At 39.3% G+C, this 24,690-nt stretch carries 17 protein-coding genes; 13 read left to right on the forward strand and 4 right to left on the reverse strand.

Annotation, left to right across the window (positions count from 1 at the left end; translation table 11 throughout):
- Positions 1-2,508 carry a glycoside hydrolase family 9 protein gene (locus tag ACY2A0_RS08290; RefSeq protein ID WP_461791324.1) on the reverse strand — a complete coding sequence of 836 codons (2,508 nt, stop codon included), beginning with the start codon at positions 2,506-2,508 and terminating at the stop codon, positions 1-3.
- A gap of 329 nt (positions 2,509-2,837) precedes the next feature.
- On the opposite strand from ACY2A0_RS08290, the gene ACY2A0_RS08295 reads away from it, so the two are divergent.
- The 3 genes from ACY2A0_RS08295 (at position 2,838) to ACY2A0_RS08305 (ending at position 9,248) form a co-directional block, all read left to right on the forward strand.
- Complete coding sequence (locus ACY2A0_RS08295; protein WP_461789092.1) at positions 2,838-5,420, forward strand: phosphoenolpyruvate carboxylase; 2,583 nt, start codon at positions 2,838-2,840, stop codon at positions 5,418-5,420.
- 168 nt (positions 5,421-5,588) lie between these two features.
- Positions 5,589-6,044 carry a GNAT family N-acetyltransferase gene (locus tag ACY2A0_RS08300; RefSeq protein WP_461789093.1) on the forward strand — a complete coding sequence of 152 codons (456 nt, stop codon included), beginning with the start codon at positions 5,589-5,591 and terminating at the stop codon, positions 6,042-6,044.
- A 741-nt stretch (positions 6,045-6,785) separates the two neighbouring features.
- Positions 6,786-9,248 carry a TonB-dependent receptor domain-containing protein gene (locus ACY2A0_RS08305; protein WP_461789094.1) on the forward strand — a complete coding sequence of 821 codons (2,463 nt, stop codon included), beginning with the start codon at positions 6,786-6,788 and terminating at the stop codon, positions 9,246-9,248.
- Between the two features lie 115 nt (positions 9,249-9,363).
- Here the strand turns inward: ACY2A0_RS08305 and aspS are convergent, their stop codons facing one another.
- Both aspS and ACY2A0_RS08315 read right to left on the reverse strand, forming a co-directional pair.
- On the reverse strand, positions 9,364-11,112 hold the full coding sequence (gene aspS / locus ACY2A0_RS08310) for an aspartate--tRNA ligase (RefSeq protein WP_461789095.1): 1,749 nt from the start codon (positions 11,110-11,112) through the stop codon (positions 9,364-9,366).
- 53 nt (positions 11,113-11,165) lie between these two features.
- Positions 11,166-11,558: a winged helix-turn-helix transcriptional regulator gene (locus ACY2A0_RS08315; RefSeq protein WP_461789096.1), complete on the reverse strand. Its 393-nt coding sequence runs from the start codon at positions 11,556-11,558 to the stop codon at positions 11,166-11,168.
- Positions 11,559-11,682: 124 nt separating this feature from the next.
- Between ACY2A0_RS08315 and ACY2A0_RS08320 the strand changes: the two genes are divergently transcribed.
- The 9 genes from ACY2A0_RS08320 to ACY2A0_RS08360 all read left to right on the forward strand — a co-directional run bounded on the left by ACY2A0_RS08320 (position 11,683) and on the right by ACY2A0_RS08360 (position 20,725).
- A complete protein-coding gene (locus ACY2A0_RS08320) occupies positions 11,683-12,477 on the forward strand; it encodes an SDR family oxidoreductase (protein ID WP_461791325.1) in 795 nt (264 codons plus the stop codon).
- 19 nt (positions 12,478-12,496) lie between these two features.
- Complete coding sequence (locus ACY2A0_RS08325; protein WP_461789098.1) at positions 12,497-12,811, forward strand: nuclear transport factor 2 family protein; 315 nt, start codon at positions 12,497-12,499, stop codon at positions 12,809-12,811.
- Between the two features lie 444 nt (positions 12,812-13,255).
- On the forward strand, positions 13,256-14,008 hold the full coding sequence (locus tag ACY2A0_RS08330; RefSeq protein WP_461789099.1) for a hypothetical protein: 753 nt from the start codon (positions 13,256-13,258) through the stop codon (positions 14,006-14,008).
- 139 nt (positions 14,009-14,147) lie between these two features.
- A complete protein-coding gene (locus ACY2A0_RS08335) occupies positions 14,148-15,296 on the forward strand; it encodes a DUF4932 domain-containing protein (protein WP_461789100.1) in 1,149 nt (382 codons plus the stop codon).
- Positions 15,297-15,395: 99 nt separating this feature from the next.
- Positions 15,396-16,106 carry a class I SAM-dependent methyltransferase gene (locus tag ACY2A0_RS08340; protein ID WP_461789101.1) on the forward strand — a complete coding sequence of 237 codons (711 nt, stop codon included), beginning with the start codon at positions 15,396-15,398 and terminating at the stop codon, positions 16,104-16,106.
- 83 nt (positions 16,107-16,189) lie between these two features.
- On the forward strand, positions 16,190-17,335 hold the full coding sequence (locus ACY2A0_RS08345) for a DNA polymerase III subunit (protein ID WP_461789102.1): 1,146 nt from the start codon (positions 16,190-16,192) through the stop codon (positions 17,333-17,335).
- 2 nt (positions 17,336-17,337) lie between these two features.
- Positions 17,338-18,831: a regulatory iron-sulfur-containing complex subunit RicT gene (gene ricT / locus ACY2A0_RS08350; protein WP_461789103.1), complete on the forward strand. Its 1,494-nt coding sequence runs from the start codon at positions 17,338-17,340 to the stop codon at positions 18,829-18,831.
- Positions 18,824-19,345, forward strand: a complete 522-nt coding sequence (locus ACY2A0_RS08355; protein WP_461789104.1) for a gliding motility lipoprotein GldH — start codon at positions 18,824-18,826, stop codon at positions 19,343-19,345. Before ricT ends, ACY2A0_RS08355 begins: the two co-directional genes overlap by 8 nt.
- A gap of 189 nt (positions 19,346-19,534) precedes the next feature.
- On the forward strand, positions 19,535-20,725 hold the full coding sequence (locus tag ACY2A0_RS08360) for a thioredoxin family protein (protein ID WP_461789105.1): 1,191 nt from the start codon (positions 19,535-19,537) through the stop codon (positions 20,723-20,725).
- An 85-nt stretch (positions 20,726-20,810) separates the two neighbouring features.
- Here the strand turns inward: ACY2A0_RS08360 and ACY2A0_RS08365 are convergent, their stop codons facing one another.
- Positions 20,811-22,112, reverse strand: coding sequence for a UDP-N-acetylmuramoyl-tripeptide--D-alanyl-D-alanine ligase (locus ACY2A0_RS08365; protein ID WP_461789106.1), 1,302 nt, complete (start codon positions 22,110-22,112; stop codon positions 20,811-20,813).
- Positions 22,113-22,203: 91 nt separating this feature from the next.
- Between ACY2A0_RS08365 and ACY2A0_RS08370 the strand changes: the two genes are divergently transcribed.
- A complete protein-coding gene (locus tag ACY2A0_RS08370; RefSeq protein WP_461789107.1) occupies positions 22,204-24,684 on the forward strand; it encodes a M14 family metallopeptidase in 2,481 nt (826 codons plus the stop codon).
- Positions 24,685-24,690: the final 6 nt, after the last annotated feature.

Raw genomic sequence — 24,690 nt, forward strand, 5'->3', positions numbered from 1 at the left:
TCAATTTTTCAGAAGCTCATTTATTTTAACTGGCTTATAGCCTTGCTGTTTCAAGTATTGTAGCAATTCTGGGAGCTTGTCGTAAAATTTATCTTTCCTACGTGGATCGGTGCCTACATGCAACAACAAAATAAACCCATTTAACGATTGTTGCTTTTCGTAATCCAATATGGAGTTGTAAATTTCTGTAGTGCTCCGGTAAGATTTGCCCAATTCAGGATAAGTATAGTCAGCATTGGAACGGGTTCCAGAAGTAAAATTAATCAGTTTTAGTCCGGCATCTTCCGTCCAGTTGGCTACGGTTTGGTTATACCATTCATAAGGTGGCAAAAAGTACGGAGCTGCTTTTTTGGCAATGCCGAATTTTTCCATCTCCTTATAATTTGCGCTTAGGTCTTTTGTAAACTGCTCTTTACTTACCAGCAGCGAATCTCTTTTATTCCAGTCGGCGTAAAGCAAATGCTGATCAGAGTGTGCTCCCAAATAATGCCCCTTAGCTTTTGCAGCTTTAATGAACGAACCGAAAACGGGATTTCGGTAAAAGGTGCCCGTAAAAAAGAAGGAAGCTTTTAGGTTTTCCTTCTCAAGAGCGGCAAGTATTTTTTGTCCGCCATCCGCATATTCATCTCCAGTAAATACAATGGCCATCTCCTTGCTATTCACATCGCCCCTTGTGATGGCGCCTAATTGCTTCGTATAACTCGAGAATTCTTTATTAGTTCTGCTTTCATAAGCTGCTAGCAGATACACCAGTGAGGCAGTTCCGTCCATGGTAGGTTCATTGGTGCTGTAGTCACCATAATCATCATGATACACTGCTAAATCACTTTGGAATTCGGCGTAGTCATCCGGTTTGGTTAACTGAATGCCTATTAAACCTTTGTAAATGCTTGTATAAACAGGGCCATCAACCAAACCTCCATCAATAGGAAATTTGCCCAAATGCGTAAATGCGGAGTGCGGATCTGTAGGAGTATCGCCCCAACTAGGCAAACCGTAAACCATGCTAGTGCCCCAAGGGTTGCAACCAAAAATCCAGTCGAAATTTGCCTGTTCCAGTTCAGAGAAAGTGCCATCGCCGCTTAATTGCTTGTACCACATGCACTGCATGGCAAAGGCAACCGTTAAGTTATTGCTGCACCAAATAAAGGGAACGCCACGATAAAAAGCATTATTTTTTGCTCTGCTCCACACTTGCTCAATGCCTTGTTTGTAATAATTAACGAGTTCTCGTTTTGTATCGCCGCTACTTTTTTTGGCCAGTTCATAATGTCCGATGTTAATAAAAGGGTACCATTGGTAATGTTTGGCGGTATCAGCAATTAGCCAAGGTGTTACTGGTTCCTGTAGCGCATAAAAAAAAGCTGAATCAAGTGCAGATTTTGCTTTGAGCTTATCGTCACCAAACTTTGCATTGGCCAATGCCAGCTCCATATCATCCACCCAATTATCTTCAGCATAAATATAGGGCGATTTTACAGAGGCGGTTTGCGTCACCCCTTTTAGTTTAAGTGCATATTGATAGGCCGATTTCGACTTTGCTAACAATTTTTGCGAATACGCTTTGTCGGATTTGTAAATATCGCTGGATAGCGCAAACGCACTGGCAAATTTGGCTGCCGTGGAGCTGGTGCCCTTCGTGTCGTTCATGAACTTCCCTCTTTGCTGCGGCTTGCCGTCAATAAAGTACAAAGGGCGTTCAAATCCTTTGCCGTACTGACTATCTTCTTTAGGCAAGCGCATGCTGATATGGTCTCTGTCATCCGCCAGCTGATTAAACATGATATTGGGCTGCGGATGCATTTTCAATAACCAGTCCAAACCCCACCGAGCTTCGTCCAATACATCAGGAATACCGTTTTTACCGTTTAAACCATTAGCTTGCTTCGCATCAGCAAAGGCTTTCGGATAATCCCGATAGGCCATTAGCAAGTGATAAGCAGCATTTGCGGTAGTGGTGGAATATTGCAAATAGTCGCTGGCATCATGCCAACCACCAACGGCATCAAAATGAGTGCTGTCTTTAATACCTCCATCTTTTCCGTAAACCACAAATCCATCATGGGTATGGCAGCTATCTTTCAAAATAGGGTTGTAGCCACAGCGTTGTTGTTGTAAATAACGCAAAGCGAAATCCGCACTTCCTTTATACACTTGTTGGCCAATAATTACTTCTGGCGAGGTAACGCCATTGGCTTTAATAAGGTAAGTGCCAGGCTTTTTAAATGCTGAAAAATTTAACCTTGCGCTTGTATTAAAAGGACCATAGGCGCCAAAATTCTTGATGTTGCTAGAAGTGTAAACGGTTTTTCCGCTAACTTTTTCTACAATTTCGAAACTGCTTGGGAGCTCATTGTTTTTGCTTGCCCAAACAGCCACTTTAATAGCGTTTGGCTGGTAGCCTAACAAGTTGATCCTGATCCAGCTTTGCTCATTTTTGTTTTTTAACGCCATTAGGGCTATCACGCAAAGCGATAAACTTATAAAGATGTAAAGAGATTTCTTCATTAAAAAAGCATTTATGGCTAAGTTAATGAAAAATAAACCGCAAAGCTTTTTATAGACAAACAAAGCGCAATTGTTACGGTTTAGAGAACTGGATAGGGGATAAAAAATAAAACGTCCCGACTATAAGTCGGGACGTTTATCCCAAAAAATTAACAATTTTTACAAAACTTAAATTAAGGTTTGTAATGCTTTTAAAAGATTTTTGTTTTAACCTTTCATAGGCACAAGTTAGTAATTATTTATCAAAATATCAAATCAAATAATCTACTAAACTAGTGGATAATTTCGATTTTATTTTTGTAACAAAAAAATATAACTTATTTTTCGGCATGCAATTAAATCAACCAAGTCAACGCGAATATTATTTTAACAACGAGGTAGTTTCTCGTTTCGAATTGTACAACAGTTTATTTCTTACGCTACCATTTTATAAAATTAAGGATACAGGAACTTTACTGCCCCTATTTTTTAAAAGCTGCGAAGATGGAATAAGTAACCACGAAAAACCGAAGCAATTAATTGAGAAGTTTTTTGATAAGTACGTTCAGGACAAGGATGAAAAAAGTGTAATTGATTTACTTTTTAGGTTTATACAATACATTGAGCGGCAAGTAGTTTTGTTTGATGCAGTGGAGGATGCTTCTTTTACTAAATTAAATGTAAGTGATGAACAAAGCTCGCTAAGGGCGTTATTCTTAAAAGCGAATGATGATGCCACTTTACATGAGAAAATAGATCGTTTGGTGGAAGAGTTTTCGCTACGTTTGGTGTTAACCGCTCACCCTACGCAGTTTTATCCGGGTCCGGTGCTAGGAATCATCAACGATTTAACCGCAGCCATTAAAACGAACGACATCACCGCTATTAACCAGTTGCTACAACAACTAGGTAAAACGCCATTTTTCAATAAAAAATCGCCAACACCAGTTGATGAGGCTTTGAGTTTGGCTTGGTACTTGGAAAATGTGTTCTACTTTGCTGCGGCAAATATCCAAACCGGCTTAAATCAGTTACTGAGCGAGTATCATATCGACCCTAAAAAAGTAATTGAGTTAGGTTTTTGGCCAGGCGGCGATAGGGATGGAAATCCAAATGTGAAGGCACAAACTACCTTGGAAGTTTCCAAAATGTTGCGCCAAATCCTTTTCCGTTGTTACTATCGTGATTTTAGGAACATTAAACGCAGGATCACTTTCAGGGGAGTTGAAGAGGATATCAACGCTTTGCAAGAGCTGTTTTATGAAAACGCTTTTAATGCATCACTGGAAGAAAAGGATATTTCAAATCTAATCATAGAGAAGTTAAACGGCATTATTGCTACACTTAACGAATATCATGATGGACTGTTTGTGAATATTGTGCAAGATTTACTTCGTAAGGTGGAGCTTTACCGTTGTTACTTTGCGTCTTTGGATATCAGACAGGATAGTAGGGTATTGAGAAAAGTGCATGAGTATTGCCGAAATCAAAAGCCAATTAACTCATTATACGATGCTGGTTATGCCGATTTATCAGAAGAAGAAAAGCTGAAAACACTTTCTTTTAGAAGTGCCAAGGTAATTTACGCTGATGAGCAGGATGAACTCATTAAAGATGCGCTACAAACCATCGCAGAAATTAAAGACATTCAGCAAAAAAATGGCGAGGAAGCTTGTCACCGTTTTATTATCAGCAACTGCCAGCAAGCCAGTGATATTTTGCAGCTGATGGAGCTGTTTTTATGGAATGGCTGGGAGCCTGAAAATTTAACCATTGATTTTGTGCCGCTTTTTGAAACCGTAAATGATCTTACTGGTGCCGGCGAAATTATGCAACGTTTGTACACTCATCCGTTTTACAAAAAACATTTGGAGCGCAGGGGCAACAAACAGCATATCATGCTAGGCTTCTCTGATAGTACAAAAGACGGTGGTTATTTAATGGCGAACTGGTCGATTTTTACGGCAAAAGTTGCGTTAACCAAAGTGGCCGAAGAGCACAATATTCAGCTGGCATTTTTTGATGGTAGGGGCGGTCCACCTGCCCGTGGAGGTGGTAAAACACACCGTTTTTATGCTTCAATGGGTAAAGAAATTGCCAACAAGAATATCCAGCTTACCGTACAAGGGCAAACTATTAGCTCACAGTATGGTTCGGTAGATAGTGCGGCGTTCAACATTGAACAGTTAATTAATGCAGGTATTTCTTCAGGGGTAAAAGGAAAGCACAACGTACTGTTGGATCAGGAAAATTTCGACATCCTTAACAAAATGGCGAAAGATAGCTATGATGCTTACATCGCTTTGCGTAACGATCCTTTGTTTTTAGAATATCTGGAGAAATTATCGCCGCTGAGCTTACTTTCTAAAATCACCATCAGCAGCCGCCCGGTAAAAAGAAATGCAGGCACTAAACTGAAATTAGACGATTTACGTGCCATTGGTTTCGTAACCTCTTGGAGCCAGTTGAAACAAAATGTTCCAGGTTTTTATGGCGTTGGAACTGCTTTAAAAGCACAAGAGAACGCTGGAAATTGGGCGCAGGTGCAAAAAACTTATCAGCAATCAGGTTATTTTAAAACTATCGTTGATAACTGTATCATGTCAATGAGTAAATCGGACTTTGAAATTACCGCTTACTTAGCTAACGACAAGCAATTTGGTGGATTTTGGAAACAATTACATGCTGAATTTGAGCTGTCTAAGGGCATGTTGCTAAAGTTAACTGGTCACGAAACCTTGATGGAGAATTATCCGGTAGAGAAGAAATCAATTGCGGTGCGAGAAAAAATCATCCTTCCTTTGGTGTTAATTCAACATTTTGCATTGGATCAACTACAGGGCGATTTAACTGAAGAAACGCAACAAGCGTACGAGAAGTTAGCCATCAGAACCGTTTATGGAATTGTAAATGCAGGAAGGAATTTGGCGTAGAAGTTAGGAAGTCTGGAAGTCAGGAAGCCTAATAAGTACAATAATTATTTAGATTTGCGCAGATTTTTGCAGAGACGATTCGGCGAAAATCTGCGCTACTCATTTAAAGCAATTATTCCTTTAATCATTTAATAATTCAGTCATTTACTCATTCAATCATTCAACATTATGGCAGCGCCGATATTAAACTGGACATATAAATCTTTCGAGGAGCTCACAAAGTTGGAGTTATACACAATTTTGAGGCTTAGAAGTGAGGTCTTTATCATCGAACAACATTGCAATTATCAAGATGTGGATGGAAAGGATTTAAAATGTCATCACTTAATGGCTTGGGACGGTGATGTACTTGTGGCATATACGCGTATTGTTCCACCAGGGGTTTCTTTTAAGGAAACAAGTATTGGACGTGTACTTACTAATTCACAGTATAGGGGTATTGGCGCCGGCATCACTTTGATGGAAAAAAGCATTGAAAAAGCACATGAAACACATGGAAAGCAGGCGATCCGTATTGGAGCACAGTTGTATCTTCAAAAGTTTTATGAAAGCTTTGGTTTTGTAAAGGATAGCGACGTGTATCTGGAGGACGAAATTCCTCATATAGAAATGGTGCTGTCTTAGCGCAATGTAGTGGCTTAAATGCCGAAATTAACATTAAATCAATTAATACAGGCTTGGCTGGGGAATTACCTGGCCTTTTTTATGGCATACGTTATCATCAACTAACTTACACGTTCAATGAGGTAATCAATTTTTAAACCACTAAGCCACCTAAGCACACTAAGCTGCAAAAGCACAATCTAAAAACTTACATATTCTTATATGCCTTATATGGTCAATAAGATACTTAAACGCCTAAAATGATTTAAAAGGTTAATGATGTTAAAGACTTACACGTTCTTATGAGGTAATCAATTTTTGAACCACCTAAGCCACCTAAGCACGCTAAGCTGCAAGGGCACAATCTAAAACTTACATGTTCTTATATGCCTTATATGGTCAATAAGTAATTTAAAATGCATAAAATGATTAAAAAGTTAATGATGTTAAGGGTTCACCGTTCTTATTAGATAACAAATCTTAAACCACCTAAGCCACCTAAGCACACTAAGCTGCAAAGGCACAATCTAAAACTTACATGTTCTTAAATGTCTTATATGGTCAATAAGATACTTAAAACGCAAAAAATCATCTAAAAGGTTAATGATGTTAAAAATATACGTTCTTATGAGGTAATAAATTTTGAACCATCTAAACCGTCTAATCGGCTATAAATTTTATTTAGATTAATTTTAAATAGTTGTTGACAAGTGTTATGATTTGTTATACTTTTGTCGCAATTAAGATTTAATCTAAATAAACATGAGAAGATTTATACTTTCGTTTTTTATGGCCATGTTGTTATTCGGCAATGCTAGTATTGCGCAACAGGCTACCTCAAATATCCAAGGGACTGTTAAAACGGCAGATGGTACGCCAGCGCCATTTGTTACCATTACTTTGAAAGGGGCAAACAAGCATACCCAAACTGATGAACAAGGCAATTTTGTGTTAAAAAATGTGTCTGCTGGAAGTTACGTTGTAAGGGTTTCCGCAATCGGAATTAAAGCGGTTGAAGTACCAATAACGCTTTCCACAACCGAGTATCGTATGGCAACAATTACCATCGCCGAGTCCGCTTCGCAGCTAGCAGAAGTAACGGTAAGTGGTTATAAATCCACTAATAAAAAGCCAGTAGTGCTAGGTAAGGTTGCCATTGCGCCTAGAGATTTGCCACAGGCGGTTCAAGTAATTCCTACGCAAGTAATTCAAGACCAGCAAGCGGATAGGCTAGGTGACATTATGAAAAATGTAAATGGCGTTGCGCTTGGTGCAAACAGAGGAAGCGTAGGCGAAAACTTTTATGCCCGTGGTTATAGCTTAGGTAGCAATAACGTTTTCAAAAATGGTGCTCGTACTTCTATTGGCGGCAGTCCAGAGGCAAGTACTTTGGAGTCTGTAGAGGTGCTAAAAGGAAGCGCTGCGTTACTATACGGCGGTGTAACTGGCGGTGCTGTGGTGAATATGGTTACCAAAAAACCAAAGTTTACCACAGGTGGCGAGGTCGCTTTCCGTACAGGAAGTTACGATCAGTACAAAGGCATTGTGGATGTTTATGGCCCAGTAGATGACAAAGTTGCGTTTAGGTTAATTGGAACTACCGAAAAAGCCGGCAGTTTCAGAGATAACGTAAGCTCAAATCGTTTTTACATCAATCCATCTATTTTATACAAAGCAGGACAACATACAGAAGTGTTGTTTCAGGCAGATTACCTGAAGAGTAATTTTACGCCAGATTTTGGTGTGGGTTCTGTAAATAGTCAAATCGTAGATTTTGGTAGGGAGAAGTTTTTAAACACACCTTGGGCCTATAACCACACTAATACGGCTACCATGCAGTTAAACGCCAAACACGAATTTAGTACAGATTGGAGCATGAATGTAATAGGATCATATCAATCGTATGGTAGAGATTATTATGGCGCAGAGCGGATTCAGGCAAATACACAAGGGATTGCTACAAGAAATTTATCGAGGGCTAAAACTCAGGAGTACACCTACAATCAGCAAGTTAACTTAACAGGAAAATTCGATGTGTTTGGCATTAAAAATACGTTATTGGTGGGACTTGATGCTGATCAGTCGAGGGTTACCAGCAATGCTTTTAATTACCGTAACCAGGCCGGACAATTAGTTAGCACGCTTAATTATGGAGATGTGAATGTATTTGATCCGTCCACTTACGAAGGAAATGGGTTTACACCAGAAAGCATAGCCATTTCACGCACCCTTACGCCGGTGTACAGGTATGGAGCATTTGTACAGAACTTATTCGAGATCACTAATAATTTTAAAGTGTTGGCGGGTATTCGTTATACGGATCAGAAAAATGCTAGCGCTTCCACAACTGTGTTGGCAAATGGCAAAACTACTCAAACCAATGCGAAGTTTGATGATGCTTTTTCTCCGAAGTTAGGCATGGTTTATCAGCCATTTAAGCAAACCTCTGCGTACGTTAGCTATGCAAACAATTTTATAGTAAACACCGGTACCGATATATACTTGCAAGCTTTACCCCCATCTGTTGTAGATCAATTCGAAGCAGGTATTAAAAATGATTTCTTCAAAGGCAGACTTTCAGCCAATGTAACATACTACAAAATTATAAACAATAATATTGCGCAAACCGCTGAGTTGGATGTCAACGGGAATCCCAATAGCGATACCAATATTAAACAATTGAACGGCCAAACTACCAGTGATGGATTTGAATTTGACCTTTCAGGTAATATTTTGCCAGGGCTTAATTTGATTGCAGGATATAGTTATAACTTTATGCGATATACTAACACGGCACCCGTTACTACCTATACTGTGCCGGCACCTACAAGCAGCAATCCTAATGCTACAAAAGTAGTTACGTTGGCAGGTATGATTGAAGATGTAAGGCTAGTAGGCACGACTAAAAATACTGCAAATGCGACGGTTTTTTATACCGTACAAAGCGGTAAAGTTAAAGGCCTAAAGCTTGGAGCATCAGCTTTTTATACCGGTAGTCGTAATGGAGGTTGGAACGATAACAAGGCGGCAACTACCTTGAGGTTAATTCCGCTTAAAGCTTTCACCACAGTCGATCTTTCTGCAGGATATACATTGCGAAAAATTTCACTTTTAGCTAAAATATCTAACCTTACCAATGAATTGAATTATTTTGTACACGAAAATTACAGTGTAAATCCTATTGCGCCACGTCAGTTTTTAACTACGGTTGCTTATAAATTTTAATAGAAAAAACTCATTCAGACTTGAAACTAAAAACCCCGAGAGCATTAACTTTCGGGGTTTTTAGTTTAGTTTAATTCTTCGCTGTGCGCTGATCACAGGTGTATCAACCAGTTAACTAGCCAACAGTGCTAATCTTCAATTCTTTCAGCTGTTTATCGTCGATAGTGCTAGGACTATCAATCATCACATCTCTGCCTGAGTTATTTTTAGGAAACGCAATCACATCTCTAATAGTATCCAGGCCAGCAAATAACGACACTAGACGGTCGAAACCAAAGGCCAAACCACCATGCGGAGGAGCGCCATATTCAAAAGCATCTAACAAGAAACCAAATTGTTTTTGCGCTTCTTCGTCACTGAAGCCTAAGTGCTTGAACATTAAAGCTTGGGTTTCTTTATCGTGGATACGAATAGAACCGCCGCCAATTTCGGTACCGTTCAATACCATATCGTAAGCGTTTGCTCTCACTTCACCCGGTTTGGTATCTAGCAAAGGAATATCCTCTGGTTTTGGCGAAGTAAACGGATGGTGCATGGCATGGTAGCGCTCACTTTCTTCATCCCACTCTAGCAAAGGAAAATCTAACACCCAAAGTGCCGAGAACTTATTTTTATCACGCAAACCTAAACGAGAACCCATTTCTAGGCGCAACTCGTTCATCTGCTTCTGTACTTTTTCTTTCACTGCACCTGCTAAAACAAGCACTAAATCGCCTGGCTCAGTTTGTAAAGCAGCCGACCATTTTTGCAGTTCTTCTTCGTTGTAAAATTTATCTACTGATGATTTTAATGAACCATCTTCGTTATGACGCATGTAGATTAATCCGGTAGCACCAATTTGAGGTTTCTTAACGAAATCCGTCAATTCATCCAACTGTTTACGGGTGTAATGAGCACAACCTTTAGCATTGATAGCTACAACCAATTCTGCATTATCAAAAACAGCAAAATCTTTCCCTTTCACAATGTCGTTCATTTCAACAAACAACATTTCGAAGCGGGTATCTGGTTTATCCGATCCATACAAACGCATGGCATCAGCGTATTGCATACGAGGCACTTCTGGCAAATCGTATCCTTTGATATCCTTAAACAAACGTCTGATCAAACCTTCGAAAACATTCAAGATATCTTCTTGCTCCACAAATGACATTTCGCAGTCGATTTGTGTAAACTCTGGTTGTCTATCGGCACGTAAATCCTCATCTCTAAAGCACTTCACAATTTGGAAATACCTATCAAAACCAGAAACCATCAGCAATTGCTTAAAGGTTTGTGGCGATTGTGGCAAAGCGTAAAACTCGCCCGGGTTCATGCGGCTAGGCACCACGAAATCGCGGGCACCCTCTGGTGTAGATTTGATCAAAACAGGAGTTTCCACTTCGATAAAATCCAATTCGTCTAAATATCTACGTACGGTTTGCGCCATTTTATGACGTAAAACCATGTTATTGCGGACAGGGTTACGGCGCAGATCCAAGTAACGGTATTTCATGCGCAAGTCATCACCACCATCGGTTTCATCAGCAATTAAAAACGGAGGGAGTTTAGCTGCATTCAAAATTTCTAAGGCAGTTACTTTAATTTCGATATCTCCTGTCGGGATGTCTTTGTTTTTATTGGTACGCTCAACCACTATACCGCTCACTTTGATCACAAATTCACGACCAAGTTCACGAGCTTGCTGGCACAAATCGGCATTATCGTTCATGTTAAATACCAATTGGGTAATACCATAACGATCGCGGACGTCGATAAATGTCATTCCGCCTAAATCCCTAGAATTTTGCATCCAGCCGCACAAGGTTACATTTTCGCCTAAATTTTGTAGCGTCAATGCACCGCAAGTAGTTGTTCTTAACATATTTATTGAAATGTTTAAGCGGCAAAAGTACGAATTGATTTACGATTTACGATTTACGATTTGAGATTTTGCTGTAACACTGGTTCGTTAGCACTTAAACGCTTTAAGATCACCGATCTTAAACGCTCTTCATGCTCATCGCCCCAATTGCCTAAAGCCGCAATTACGGGTATAAGCGTTTTTCCAAATTCTGTTAGATGATATTCTACTTTTGGTGGCACCACGGGATAAATAGTTTTGGTAATTAGCTCGTGGGCTTCTAATTCATTCAACTGAATATTTAACACCCTTCTAGTGGCATCGGGTATTTTCCGCTGCAACTCGCTAGGCCTTTGGTGCCCTTGATCAATAAACCACAACAGGCGCACTTTCCATTTGCCGTACAGCACTTCGCCAATCAAATCCAACCCACAATTCAGGTTCGGTAAAATCTTTCTTTCGTACATCAATCAAAAATAAGGCTATGTTCTAAATTGTGCAATAGGGGAAAAATTTGTCCCTATGCGAATCGTAACTCCGTACTTGTGAGCCGCGTACATATGTAAGAACTTTGTCCTAAACAATTAAGCAATGGAACAAAATTTTAATTTCGATAATGAGTTATCTGGCAAAATTGCCTTGGTAACTGGCGGCACTAAAGGTACGGGAAAAGCGATTGCAGAACGCCTGCTACAAGCCGGTGCAACGGTTATCATTACCGCAAGAAATGCACCTGAAGAAAAGAATGCCAACCTGCATTTCATTTCTGCTGATTTCAGTACGGCGGATGGCACACAAAAAGTAGTAAGCGAAGTAATTTCGAGATACGGAAAACTAGATATTTTGGTTAACAACTTAGGAGGTTCATCCACTCCAGCTGGTGGTTTTGCTGCATTAACTGATCAAGATTGGGAATCAACTTTACAAGCTAATTTGCTTGCTCCGGTTCGTTTAGATAAAGCTTTCTTGCCGCAAATGATTGAGCGAAAAAGTGGGATTATCATTCACATCGCTTCAATTCAGGGTAAGCTTCCTTTGTATGATTCAACTTTGCCGTACGCAGCAGCAAAAGCAGCTTTAAGAAACTACAGTAAGAGCTTGTCGAATGAAGTTGCGCCAAAGGGGGTACGCGTACTCACGGTTTCACCGGGATGGATCAATACGACAGCATCGAAAGCCTGGTTAGGTGAAATTGCAAGAAATGCAAATAGTACTGTTGACCAAGCTAAGCAAAGTGTAATGGATGCATTGGGTGGTATACCTTTTGGAAGACCTGCCGAACCTGAAGAAGTAGCGGAATTAGTAGGTTTTCTTGTCTCACCAAGAGCCAGCTATTTAACCGGAACAGAATTTATGATAGATGGAGGCACGGTGCCTACAATTTAACAACTTAAAAAAAAAGAATATGAACTTACCAGCAGTAGTAGTAGCATTAGTTAGCGCACAAAACAACTTCGATAGTGTTGCTTACGCACAGTGTTTTACAGAAACAGCCGTCGTTTTTGACGAAGGCAAAACGCATAACGGAAGAAAAGAGATAGAAAATTGGATAAGTAAAGCCAACGAAGAATATCAGGCAACAATGAAACCTATTGAATATTCAGAAACGGAGCGAACTTTGAAAGCAGAAGTGTCGGGCAACTTTCCTGGTAGTCCCGCTGTATTAACTTACCGCTATGAGTTTGAAGAAGGCTTGATCCAATCGCTGCAGATCGTGTAAATTGAGACGATCACATCATACCAATTTACCATCGACTTACGGATTTTCAGAAAGTTCGTAAGTCTTTTTTTATCGTGACGAATTCCTTGGAATAGTTGCAAGAGCTTTGATCCCTGACCTTCGTCAACAGATCAGCATACTGCATGGGCCAGCTCTTTTCCTGCTTTTATCTCCTAATACTTCCATGCAGACTAACCCAACAAATAGCAACTTAAATCTTAGAAACTACGCTGGCTGTTTAAATTATTACAGCATTAAAAGAAAAAAATGGTTGGTGATATATTAAAAAATTTTTCGATTTTGCAGTTGGAAAAGCTAACGTTTTTAAAAATAAAGCAATAAATTTTAAACCTTACTTAAGCTTAATTGAAGTTAAGAAAACTGTTAAAGCGGAAGAATATTTTTGAAGACTACCTGAAGATAGGTTTCTATTAAGCCATATTTATGAAGTACTTATTATCCTTTAGTTTATTGCTGGTAGTTAGGTTAGCAGCTTGCGCTCAATTGGTGGACTTGGAAGCATTTTTCGAGGGGGATTATGATAAAGATTATATCCGTACCAAAAAAATAAAGACTATATCGGTTAACTTCTTCATCAAAGACAAAAAAACGTTAATTCAGTTTTTCGAGTTTGATAACAAAGGAATATTGAGAAGCTGTAAAGTAACTGACAGTATAGGGAAGAATACCAATACCTATCTCTTTGAATACTATCAATACGGCAATAAAAAGGAATATACTCATATTGATCATGAAATCGGTGAGAAGCAAACGATGCATTTTACCAATATTTACGAGGGCTCTGTACTGATTTCTCAACAGTCGAAAGAGTTGTTTTCTATTACAAAGTTTGCCTACAATTTAAAGGGGCAAAAGACAAGTGTTAAAAAAATACTTGGTTTAGACACAGCTTTGGCAGGTAAAATGATTTCGGATTACGATTATGACCAAAGAGGTAAGTTAAAAAGTATAACCACTAAATTCGTAGATAACTACGGTCACATTAATTCGAAACGTAAAGAGTTATTTATTTACAATAATGAGGGTAAGTTACAATATATCAAGCGTGAAGAAGATCCTACATATCTAATCACATTTGATCAAAAAGGCTTGCTTAAATCTCGGAAACAGAAAGTGCCAGAAGACCTAGGCGGTTTTGAAATAGCAGATGAATACCAATACAGTTTTTGGAAATAAAACGTCGTAGTCATTAATCTTCTTATCTTTGCCCACAAGTACTCCCGTAAGACTACCACACCAGCAGCCATTAATTTAGTAAAATTTTAACTGGCTGTTCGAAATCACTTACAATATTCATACGAAATCAATTAGTTCAATGAGAAGATTCACTATCGCTCGCACTGCTTTTATAGCATTGTTTTTAACCGTTGCTGCGCTGTCTTCATTCGCACAGCAACCAAAAGTAAAATTCACCAAGGCATTTGCAAAAACGAACAAAGGCAAATACCACATCGAAGTAAACGAGCTGAAAGAATTGCTCATTATCATGCAGGCCATTACTGATTACGGTATAGGTAACGACGATATGTTCGATCAAAGTAGCCAATACTATCAAGAAGCATTAGCGCACTTCAAGCCGTTTAAAACGGAGCCAATCATTATCAAAATGGATTCGTTGCTAAAGGCAAGTCCGTTAAGTTATATCTTTTTTACAGGCAACTCTAAAACCTATAATTTTGATGGAGATAGTTTATTGCCAGACCAATTTTATCTTTTTCCGGCACAAGAAGTGGCAAAGGCTAAAATTGAGGTAAATCCGATAACCACCTATAAAAAAGAAATAGAAGAATTTGCCAAGAAATCCAATTTCAGGAAGTTTTACAAAGATCACCAGCCTTTTTACGAGCGACTTTACAAGGATTATGAACAGAAGGTGAACTTACATAAGCAATGGAAATGGTTAGAAAAAAATTTCGAAACGAAAAATGATAGCTATGTCATCTATACTTCCAAACTCATCAATGGGTTAAATTACACCACAGGTTATAACCAAGATGGTTTTAAACTGATTGAGATGGTTTTACCTGCAGTTTCTGATGAGCCCGGCAAAACCCAAAAGCAATCGGAGGCATTTAATACGAGGGTGATGTTTACGGAAATCGACCATAATTATGTTGATATTCCAACTAAGAAAAACAAGAAAGAGGTTGAAGAAGCGCTTAAAAATCGAGATAAATGGGTCGACAAAAAAGTATACGGCACAGCATACTATCCAACTGGAGAAAAGGTTTTTAACGAATACATGACCTTCGGCGTGTTCATCCTTTATGCGCAAGAGAATTGGAAAAAAGATCCGAAATTGGTGGACGAGATTGAGAAAGAAGTAAACGCCACCATGATTGCTCGTGGTTTTGTCAAAATGAATGAGTTCACAGCGGAATTGAAACGTCTTCACGCAAAAAATAAGGGCAAAAAAATAGATCTGATATATCCAGACTTGATCAGTTGGTGTGCCCAGCAGTAATGAGCTTACAAAACTTGCGAAGTTTTTGAAAACTTCGCAAGTCTGTGACACAGCGTTATTTCTATAATCTTCAAGCCTATCAACTTTAACGATATTAAAATGAAGGAAAAAATCACTGCCGCCTATGAACAAATGGCTGAAAAGTACAACGAACTGATTGACCATAAGCCACATAATGCGTACTACGACCGACCAAATACGTTACAATTACTTCCAGATGTGGAGGGAAAAATGATTTTGGATGCGGCTTGTGGTCCGGGAAAGTATGCTGAAATATTATTGGCTAAAGGCGCCAACGTTGTAGGGTTTGACATTAGCCCCAAAATGGTGGAACTGGCTAAAAAAAGGAATCAAGGTAAAGGTGATTTTTTTGTACATGATTTAGCTACACCATTTGCCGAGATGGAAGATGCTTCCTGCGATGTAGTGCTTTGTGCTTTAGCGCTGCATTATGTGGAAGATTGGACTTCAACCATGAAAGAGTTTCATCGGGTACTAAGAGCTGATGGGGTTCTAGTGATATCCATTGAACACCCCTTTTACGAATACGAGTTCTTTAAATCTAAAAAATACTTCGAAGTTGAACCGGTGAGCTGTACGTGGAAAGGTTTCGGCAGCGCCATCGAAGTGAATAGCTTTAGAAGATCATTGAGTGAGTGCATTACTCCTTTAACCTCCAATGGATTTTTTATTGACCAATTAGTTGAACCCAAGCCTACCGAAGAATTCAAAAAACTGGATCCCAAGCATTATAAAGAACTTCAAGCTTTTCCCGCTTTTATGTGTATTAGAGCGATAAAAAGGGCGTAGTTGGCGGGGCATTGATCTTGATCCAAATCCGCGAATTATCACATCGCCATAGCCGCTAAATAAAAATTTCTTATTTTGCACCAATGCAGTTTAAAGAGATTATTGGACAGGAAAGTGTAAAGCAACATCTTTTACAAACCGTTGCCGAAAATAGGGTGAGTCATGCGCAATTGTTCCTTTCGCCGCAAGGTAGTGGAGCTTTGCCTTTGGCCATCGCTTATGCCCAATACATCAACTGCGAACAACAAACTGCAAATGACAGCTGCGGCGAGTGTAGTTCTTGTCGCAAATACGAGCGACTTATCCACCCTGATTTGCACTTTTCGTATCCTTTTTTTGCCAACGGGAAGGATGATGTGGCCAAAAATTACTTGGAAGAGTGGCGTGGAATGATCCAAAAAAGCATCTACTTTGATCTGGATATTTGGCGTGCCAATTTGGAAGCGGGCAACAAACAACCCAACATCAATATTGCCGAGGCGCATGATATCATCAAGAAATTAAGCTACAAAGCATTTGAAGCACAAACCAAGGTGCTAATTATGTGGCTGCCCGAGTACCTCGATAAAGAAGGTAATGCACTGCTTAAAATTATTGAGGAACCGCCTGCTAACACCTTGTTCATTTTAGTGGCGCAAAATCAGGAACAAATTTTATCCACCATTCTATCGCGTACGCAACTGGTTAAAATTCCAAAACTACCAGATGATGTGGTACAGAAATACCTGATGGATAAGGCTAATTTATCGGAAAGTCAGGCTGCAGAGTATAGTTTTTTAGCGGATGGCAATTTGATAGAAGCTAACGCCTTACTAAACGATGAAGTAAACAATAACGCCAGCTATTTTGCCGAGTGGTTGCGCATGGCCTACGGCAATAGAGTGCCTGATATGATGGCGTTTACAGAAACCGCTGCAAGCTGGGGACGCGAAAATCAGAAGAATTTTATCAAGTACGGAATTAATTTTTTGAGAGAGTGCGGTTTAATTTTAAGCGGTGCAGAAATGTTGGTAAAACTGCCCCCGCAACATTTTGAAGTGGCAAAAAAGCTTTCGGGTGTGCTTAACATGTCGATGGTGGAGGCCTTAATTAATGAGCTGGAGAAAGCACATTATCATATTGAACGTAATGCAAATCCAAAAATTCTGTTTTTAGATGTATCTTTACAACTGGTAAAAATTATTAAGTTTAAAACGCTCCCGAAAGGGACTCAATATATATATACATAACTATGGGATGTGGAAGTTGCTCAACGGGAGGCGGTTGCGCCCCTGCTGGCTGCAAAAGTAACGGCTCTTGCCTTACTGGAGGTTGCCAAAAAATGGAAGTACACGACTGGCTGTCTAATTTAGATATGCCATCTAATTATAAACCTTTTCAAATCATCGAAGTTAAATTTAAAGGCTCACGTAAAGAGTTTTTTGTAAATCACGATGATATTTACCTGGAAATTGGCGAGTTAGTTGCCGTTGAAGGCGCTACGGGCGGCTATGATATTGGCCACGTTTCGCTAACTGGCGAATTGGTGCGTACACAATTGAAACGCCGTAAAACGCATATTGATCAGGTAACTCGTAAAGTTTACCGTAAAGCTACAGAAGCTGATGTGGAAAAATGGAAGCAAGCCAAAGGGTTGGAATGGGAAACCATGCACAAAGCCAGAACGTTGGCGCTGGATTTGAAACTTTCCATGAAAATTAGTGATGTGGATTATCAAGGTGATAGAACTAAGGCGACTTTTTTTTACACCGCAGAAGGTAGGGTTGATTTTAGGGAGCTCATCAAAAAAATGGCAGAAGCCTTCCGTATACGTATCGAAATGCGCCAGATAGGCATGCGCCAAGAAGCTGGCCGTTTGGGCGGTATTGGTTCTTGCGGTCGTGAGTTATGCTGCTCCACTTGGTTAACTAACTTTAAAACGGTTTCTACCGCTGCAGCACGTTACCAAAACTTATCTTTAAATACACTAAAACTTGCCGGACAGTGTGGTAAGTTGAAATGCTGTTTAAATTACGAGCTAGACACTTACTTGGATGCTTTAAAGGATATTCCGGATCGTATTGATGCCCTGCAAACGGAGGTTGGTATTGCTCGTCACCAAAAAACGGACATCTTCAAAAAATTGATGTGGTTCAGTTATGCCAATCAGGAAGACTGGATTCCGTTAAAAGTTGACCGTGTTAAAGAGATCATGGCAATGAATAAGCGTGGTGAAAAACCAACTAACCTTAAGGATGAAGCTATTGAGCTAAAAACTACCACCGTAGTGGAGAAAGTTCATGATTACGAAAATGTTGTTGGTCAAGATAGTTTAACACGCTTAGACGATAAAAATCGAGGTAAAAACAATCGTAACAGAAATAAGAACGATAGAGATAGAAATAGGCCTCAGCCTAATCAAGCTAGCGGTAGCGATAACATGACTAATAGAAATGGACAGTCAGCCGCTAAAAATAGAGATAAATCACAGCAGCAAAAATCTCAAGATAGACCAAAACAAGAGCAGGGCCCTAGAAATCAACCGCGGCAAGACAATAGGCCTCAGCAAAACCAAAAGCCTCAACAAAGGCCAATAGAGACGAAGCCAAATGATAATGCGCCAAAAACGCAGCAAGACGGCGCAAATACGGAACAAAAACGTAACAACAGGAACAGAAATAAGAATAGGAATAGAAATAGGGAACAGGGCAAAAACAAAGAACAAGGACCAAAGCCTAATGAATAAATTAGTTAGAAATACAGCTGAAGAACTTTTCAAACATGGCAGCCGCACCGCTTTTCCTTTAATTGGTAAAAACATTCTGCTAGCCCTATGCCTCCTGTGTGTTTTTTCGGCTTGTAATTTCAATGCCGTAATTGATACCAACCAAAGCATTGAAAATAATAAGTGGCTGTATACTAACACCTCTAAAGCTGAATTCGAGATTAAAGATGTTTCTAGGCCCTATCAGGTGAATTTTAAATTGCGCATAAGTAACGATTATCGGTACTCAAATATGTACGTGCTAGCTACTTTTAAACAGCCGAAGAGCAATAAAAAAGTGCGATACCAGTTTAAATTGGCAAAAGCTGATGGCCAGTGGACGGGAAAAGGTTCTGGAGATTTATATACTTACTCTTTTCCTTTGTTAAAGAATCATTCATTTGCGGATACTGGCAAGTACAGCATTGAAATAGCGCAGAATATGAGAGATAACCCGCTTTTGGGCGTTAGTGATATTGGTATCGAAGTAAAGTAGTATTTATTTTAATAGTTTAACTGTTGAATTGAAGCTTACATGTGTTTATTCTTGAAAACGCTATATAAATAAATCTTTGTGCACTTCGTGTGTTTGTGGTTAAATTATTAAATTGTGAAAGGTTTATAATGTGAGAAGGTCTAGCGATAATTTGATCATTCAAAAATCATTCACTTAGTCATTGTTTATATGAAAAAGGTATTATTTGCCCTGTGTTTGCTATTGGCAACGTTAACAACGAAAGCGGCTGAAATTAAATTCCTAGAAAATCCTGTTTGGACTGATGTATTAGCACAAGCCAAAAAGGAAAACAAAATCATCTTTTTAGATGCTTTTGCCACTTGGTGCGGTCCATGTAAGCAAATGGATGCAGAAACGTATACCAATCAAGCTGTTGCTGATTACTTTAATGCGAATTTTGTTAATGTAAAGTACGACATGGAAAAAGGCGAGGGCGCTATGCTTGCCGATCGCTACTATGTTTCTGCCTATCCCAATCTGGTGTTTATCAATCCTGAGGGAGTGATGCTGCATAAAGGCGTAGGTTTTTTGGCAGCTAATGATTTTCTGAAGTTGGCCAAAGCAGCAAAAAATCCAGAAACGCAGTATTATACACTTAAAAAGAATGCTCAGAAGCTGACTGATGCGCAGTTTTTGCAGTTTGCCAAACAAGCTGTTGAGCTGCAAGATGAAGATTTTGGTTACATCAGCAAGGACTTCCTAGCTTCAAAACCTGATATCTTGGGTAACTCTGACTTGGTCGATCTAGTAATGAACTATGCGTTTGTTTTGCCTAAAGAAAAAGACTTAAGTTATTTCTCCACCAGCAAAAGTAAAATACTGCGAGAAGGCAAGTATACTGAAGATGATTTTGATGAGCGATTGGTGAGCTTAGCGATTCAATTTGCGCTATCCGAAGAGGTGCAGGTAACTCAAGAAATGGATTTTGATGCCATTAAAGCTGTATTGGATAAGTATATCCCTCAACGCTCTTTCTTTGTATTCAATTATTTCAAAATTCAATATCATTTGGAAAATAAGGAAATGGAGCCTGCTTTAGCTGCTTTTGATGAGATCTTGAACAACCCAACTAAGGTCGATTATCAGCAGGTTTGTAATGCCATGATGGGTTTCGGTCCAACGCTGTTTGAGGCGGGCAAATTGGACACCTATTTAGAGAAATTCAATGCCATACCAGTTCCAGCAAAAGAGGCAAACTTGAGCTATTTGAAAGATTTTGTGAAGGCGATTATCTACATCAAAACCAAACAAACTGATAAGTTTAAGGAAACTGCAAATTCGATGTTAGCCAGCACCGAAACACCAGAAGATGTGAAGAAAGATTTGAGGCAGGCCTTGCAGAATATGGGGACAAAATAGATCAAAGGATAGACAATTTGGTTAAGTGATTAATCAGTTGTCTTTAGCGATGCCAAATCCATTTAAGTAAGTTCAATGTTTCAGCCTATAAAAGCGGCAGCAACTGTTCTAACGCCATACCGCGACTACCTTTTAACAAGATCAACGAATTTTCCCATTGCTGTGTTTTGATAAAATCGGCAGCTTCCGCAGGTGTTTCGAAAAAGTTGCCGTTATATTTTTCTTTAACGTTGTAAAAGTGACGTCCAACAAAAATCAATGTTGCTATAGCGTTTTGTGCAGCCAATTCTACAATGTTTTGATGTTGCGTTACCGATTCGTCTCCAAGCTCAAACATATCTCCTAAAATAGCCACTTTATGGTTTGATGTTAGGCTGTTCAGGTTCACTATAGCCGCCGCCATACTGCTCGGGTTGGCATTGTAGAAATCACAAATCACCGTGTTTTTATCAGTTTTTGTGAGCTGTGAGCGGTTGTTAGTTGGGAAATAATCAGCCAATCCTTTATTAATTTGAGCCGGGCTGAGTTTAAAAAAGCACCCAATGGCAATAGCGGCCAATATGTTTTCAAAATTGTAAGTGCCAGTTAAGTTGGCCTTTGCTTGGTGGGTTTGGCCGTTGTAACTCCAATCAAATTCAATTAAAGGATCGCTGTGCTTTAGCAAACCTTTTACCGTTCCAGCTTCGTCAATATTATAACGCACCACATTTTTAACGCCCGCTTTGGCAAGCATTTCCATCAAATCTTGATTTGCTGCGTTAACAAAAGCGTAACCATTGCTATGGCTTAAATAGCCGTAAAGTTCTGCCTTGCCTTTTTTAACGCCCTCAAAACCTCCAAATCCTTCCAAATGCGCCATGCCAACGTTACTAATCAGGCCGTGAGTAGGTCGGGAAATGCTGCATAAAAACTCGATTTCTTTCTGATGGTTTGCGCCCATTTCAATTACTGCGATTTCAATATCAGATGTAATACTCAAAATAGAAATTGGAACGCCGATATGGTTGTTTAGATTTCCTTTAGTGGCAAACACTTCAAAATGTTCAGCAAGCACCGCTCTAATCAGCTCTTTTGTGGTGGTTTTTCCGTTACTGCCCGTTAAACCAATTACTGGAATGTGTAGCTGTTGGCGATGATGCCTTGCTAGTGCTTGCAAGGTACTCAACACATCATCTACTAAAATGAACTGCTCGCTTTGTTTAAATTTTGGATTATCAATAATGGCAAAGGCGGCGCCTGCATCAATGGCTTTTGCTGCGAACTCATTAGCATCAAACTTGTCACCTTTTAAAGCAAAAAAAAGGCAACCTTGGGTTATTGAACGGGTATCTGTACAAATAACCGGATGTTTTGTGTAATGCTGATAAAGTTGCTCAATATTAACCATGTTATAAATTCAAAAAAGTATAATGTAAAATTACGAATGCTTCCATGAAATCAAATATTCTTTTAGTATAATTGAGTAAACAATTCGAAATATGAAAAGAATACTACTTTCATTTTGGTGTGTATTGATATATCCCGCCCTGCATGCCCAAGTTCAAACCCCAGATAACTTTTTGGGTTATGAATTAGGTACGCATTTTACGCCACATCAAAAAGTGGTTGATTATTTCAAAGAGGTAGCGGCAAAATCCACTTCAAAGGTTAAGCTGCAAACTTATGGCAAAACGTATGAAGGTCGTGAGCTCCTGCTTGCGGTAATTTCTGATGCAGCTAATATAGAACGATTAGAGAAAATCAGGCAAAATAACATTGCGCTATCTAATAATGATAGGACAATTAAATTGAACAACCAACCAGCTATTTTATGGTTAAGTTACAATGTACACGGTAATGAAGCCAATTCAACCGAAACGGCAATGAAAGTACTTTATACTTTAGTGGAGTCAAAAGATGAAAAAGTGAAGGCTTGGTTGAAGAATACGGTGGTTATCATTGATCCATGTTTAAATCCGGACGGAAGAGATAGATATGTAAATTATTATAATAGTGTAGTAGGTAATGTGCCCAATCCAGATCCTAGCGCTAGAGAGCATTATGAGCCTTGGCCTGGAGGGAGGTACAACCATTATTATTTCGATCTTAACCGCGACTGGGCTTGGCAAACCCAAATTGAAACAGAACAACGTATCAAACAATACCATCAGTGGCTGCCGCAGGTACATGTTGATTTTCATGAACAAAGTTATAACGAACCTTATTACTTTGCTCCAGCGGCTGAGCCCGTACACCAAGCAGTAACACCTTGGCAACGCGAATTCCAAGTAATAGTTGGTAAAAATAACGCCAAGTACTTCGATGAAAATGGCTGGCAATATTTTACCAAAGAAAGATTTGACTTATTATATCCTTCTTATGGAGATACTTATCCAATGTATAATGGCGCTATTGGAATGACTTATGAGCAGGGCGGAATTAGGGCAGGTTTGGCCGTTGTAACTGCAAGTGGCGATACGCTTACTTTAAAAGATCGTATAGCCCATCATTTTGCTACTTCTATGTCAACTTTAGAGGCTACCTCCGCCAATACCGAACAACTATTAACCGAGTTTAGGAAATATTTCGAAAAAAGTCTGCAGCCTACCAGCACGTATAAAAGTTATGTAGTAAAGGCACAAAGCTTATCGCGGTTAAGAAGCTTAGCCGATTTGCTTACTAAAAACAACATCAGCTATACCTTCGGGGCAGATAAGGTAGAGAGAACTTTGAACGGTTACAATTACGAGACCTTAAAAAACGAAGCTTTTAAGTTGGAACGGAATGATATGGTAATCAATTTAGCCCAAAAACACGGTGTCATTGCCAATATTCTTTTCGAGCCACAAACTGCTGTTTCTGATTCTAACACTTACGATATTACCGCTTGGGCATTACCCTATGCTTATGGCTTAAAAGCTTATGGCGTAAAAGAGAGTTTAACGGGGGCTTATCCATTTATCGAAGCGCCAAAAAGAACTACTTCAAATAATACAAAACCTTATGCATGGGTTTTAGCATGGGATGGAATGGAAGACGCGAAGGCTTTATTAGCTTTGCAACAGAAGGGCATTAAAGTTAGGATGGCAGAACAAGCATTCACCATCGGCGGTGTAGTGTATAGAGCTGGAACTTTATTGGTTTATCGTGCAGAAAATGAGAGAAAGAATCCAAATTTTCAAGGGCAGTTGGAGAAGTTGCTTGCAAATTTAAACGTAGATGTTAAAACCTTGAGTACTGGCTTTGTAGAAAAGGGTAAAGATTTTGGATCCAACGTCTATCGTGTTTTAGCTGAGCCTAAAGTTGCCGTTCTGGCAGGCAATGAAGTATCGTCACAATCGCTTGGCGAGGTTTGGCACTTTTTTGAACAAGATTTGTCAATGCAGATTACCACTATTAATGTTGGCTCGGCTGGAAATTTGGACGTTAATAAAATTAATACTTTAATAGTTCCAGATGGATATTACTCAGATAAGCTGGCAGAACAATTGGCTGCTTGGGTAAGTGCTGGCGGTAAACTTATCTTAATGGAAGATGCCATTGGATCGTTTGTTGGCAAGAAGCCATTTTCGATTAAACGTAAGGAAGAACCAAAAAATAATGACAACAAAAATTCGAATCCTTACGCAGCTCGTGACCACGATGATTTTAGTGCATCCATTCCTGGTGCTATTTACAAGGTGTACTTGGACCAATCACATCCATTAACTTTTGGTCTTGGCAAGTTTTATTATACGCTAAAAACCGATGGCAACATTTATGAACCTTTGGAAAATGGTTATAACGTTGGCCACTTAAAACCCGACAGCTACGTTGCGGGCTTGGTGGGAGAAAAGGTAAAGCGAAAAATTGCTGAAGGAACTTTATATGCTCAACAAGAAATCGGAAAGGGGCAAGTATACTACATATCAACAGGTATTATTTTTAGAAATTTCTGGGAAGCGGGGAAAAAGATGATGGTAAATGCGGTGTTTTTGTAGGTCGAT

The sequence above is a fragment of the Pedobacter sp. genome (assembly GCF_965249885.1).
In the GTDB taxonomy this organism is placed as follows: domain Bacteria; phylum Bacteroidota; class Bacteroidia; order Sphingobacteriales; family Sphingobacteriaceae; genus Pedobacter.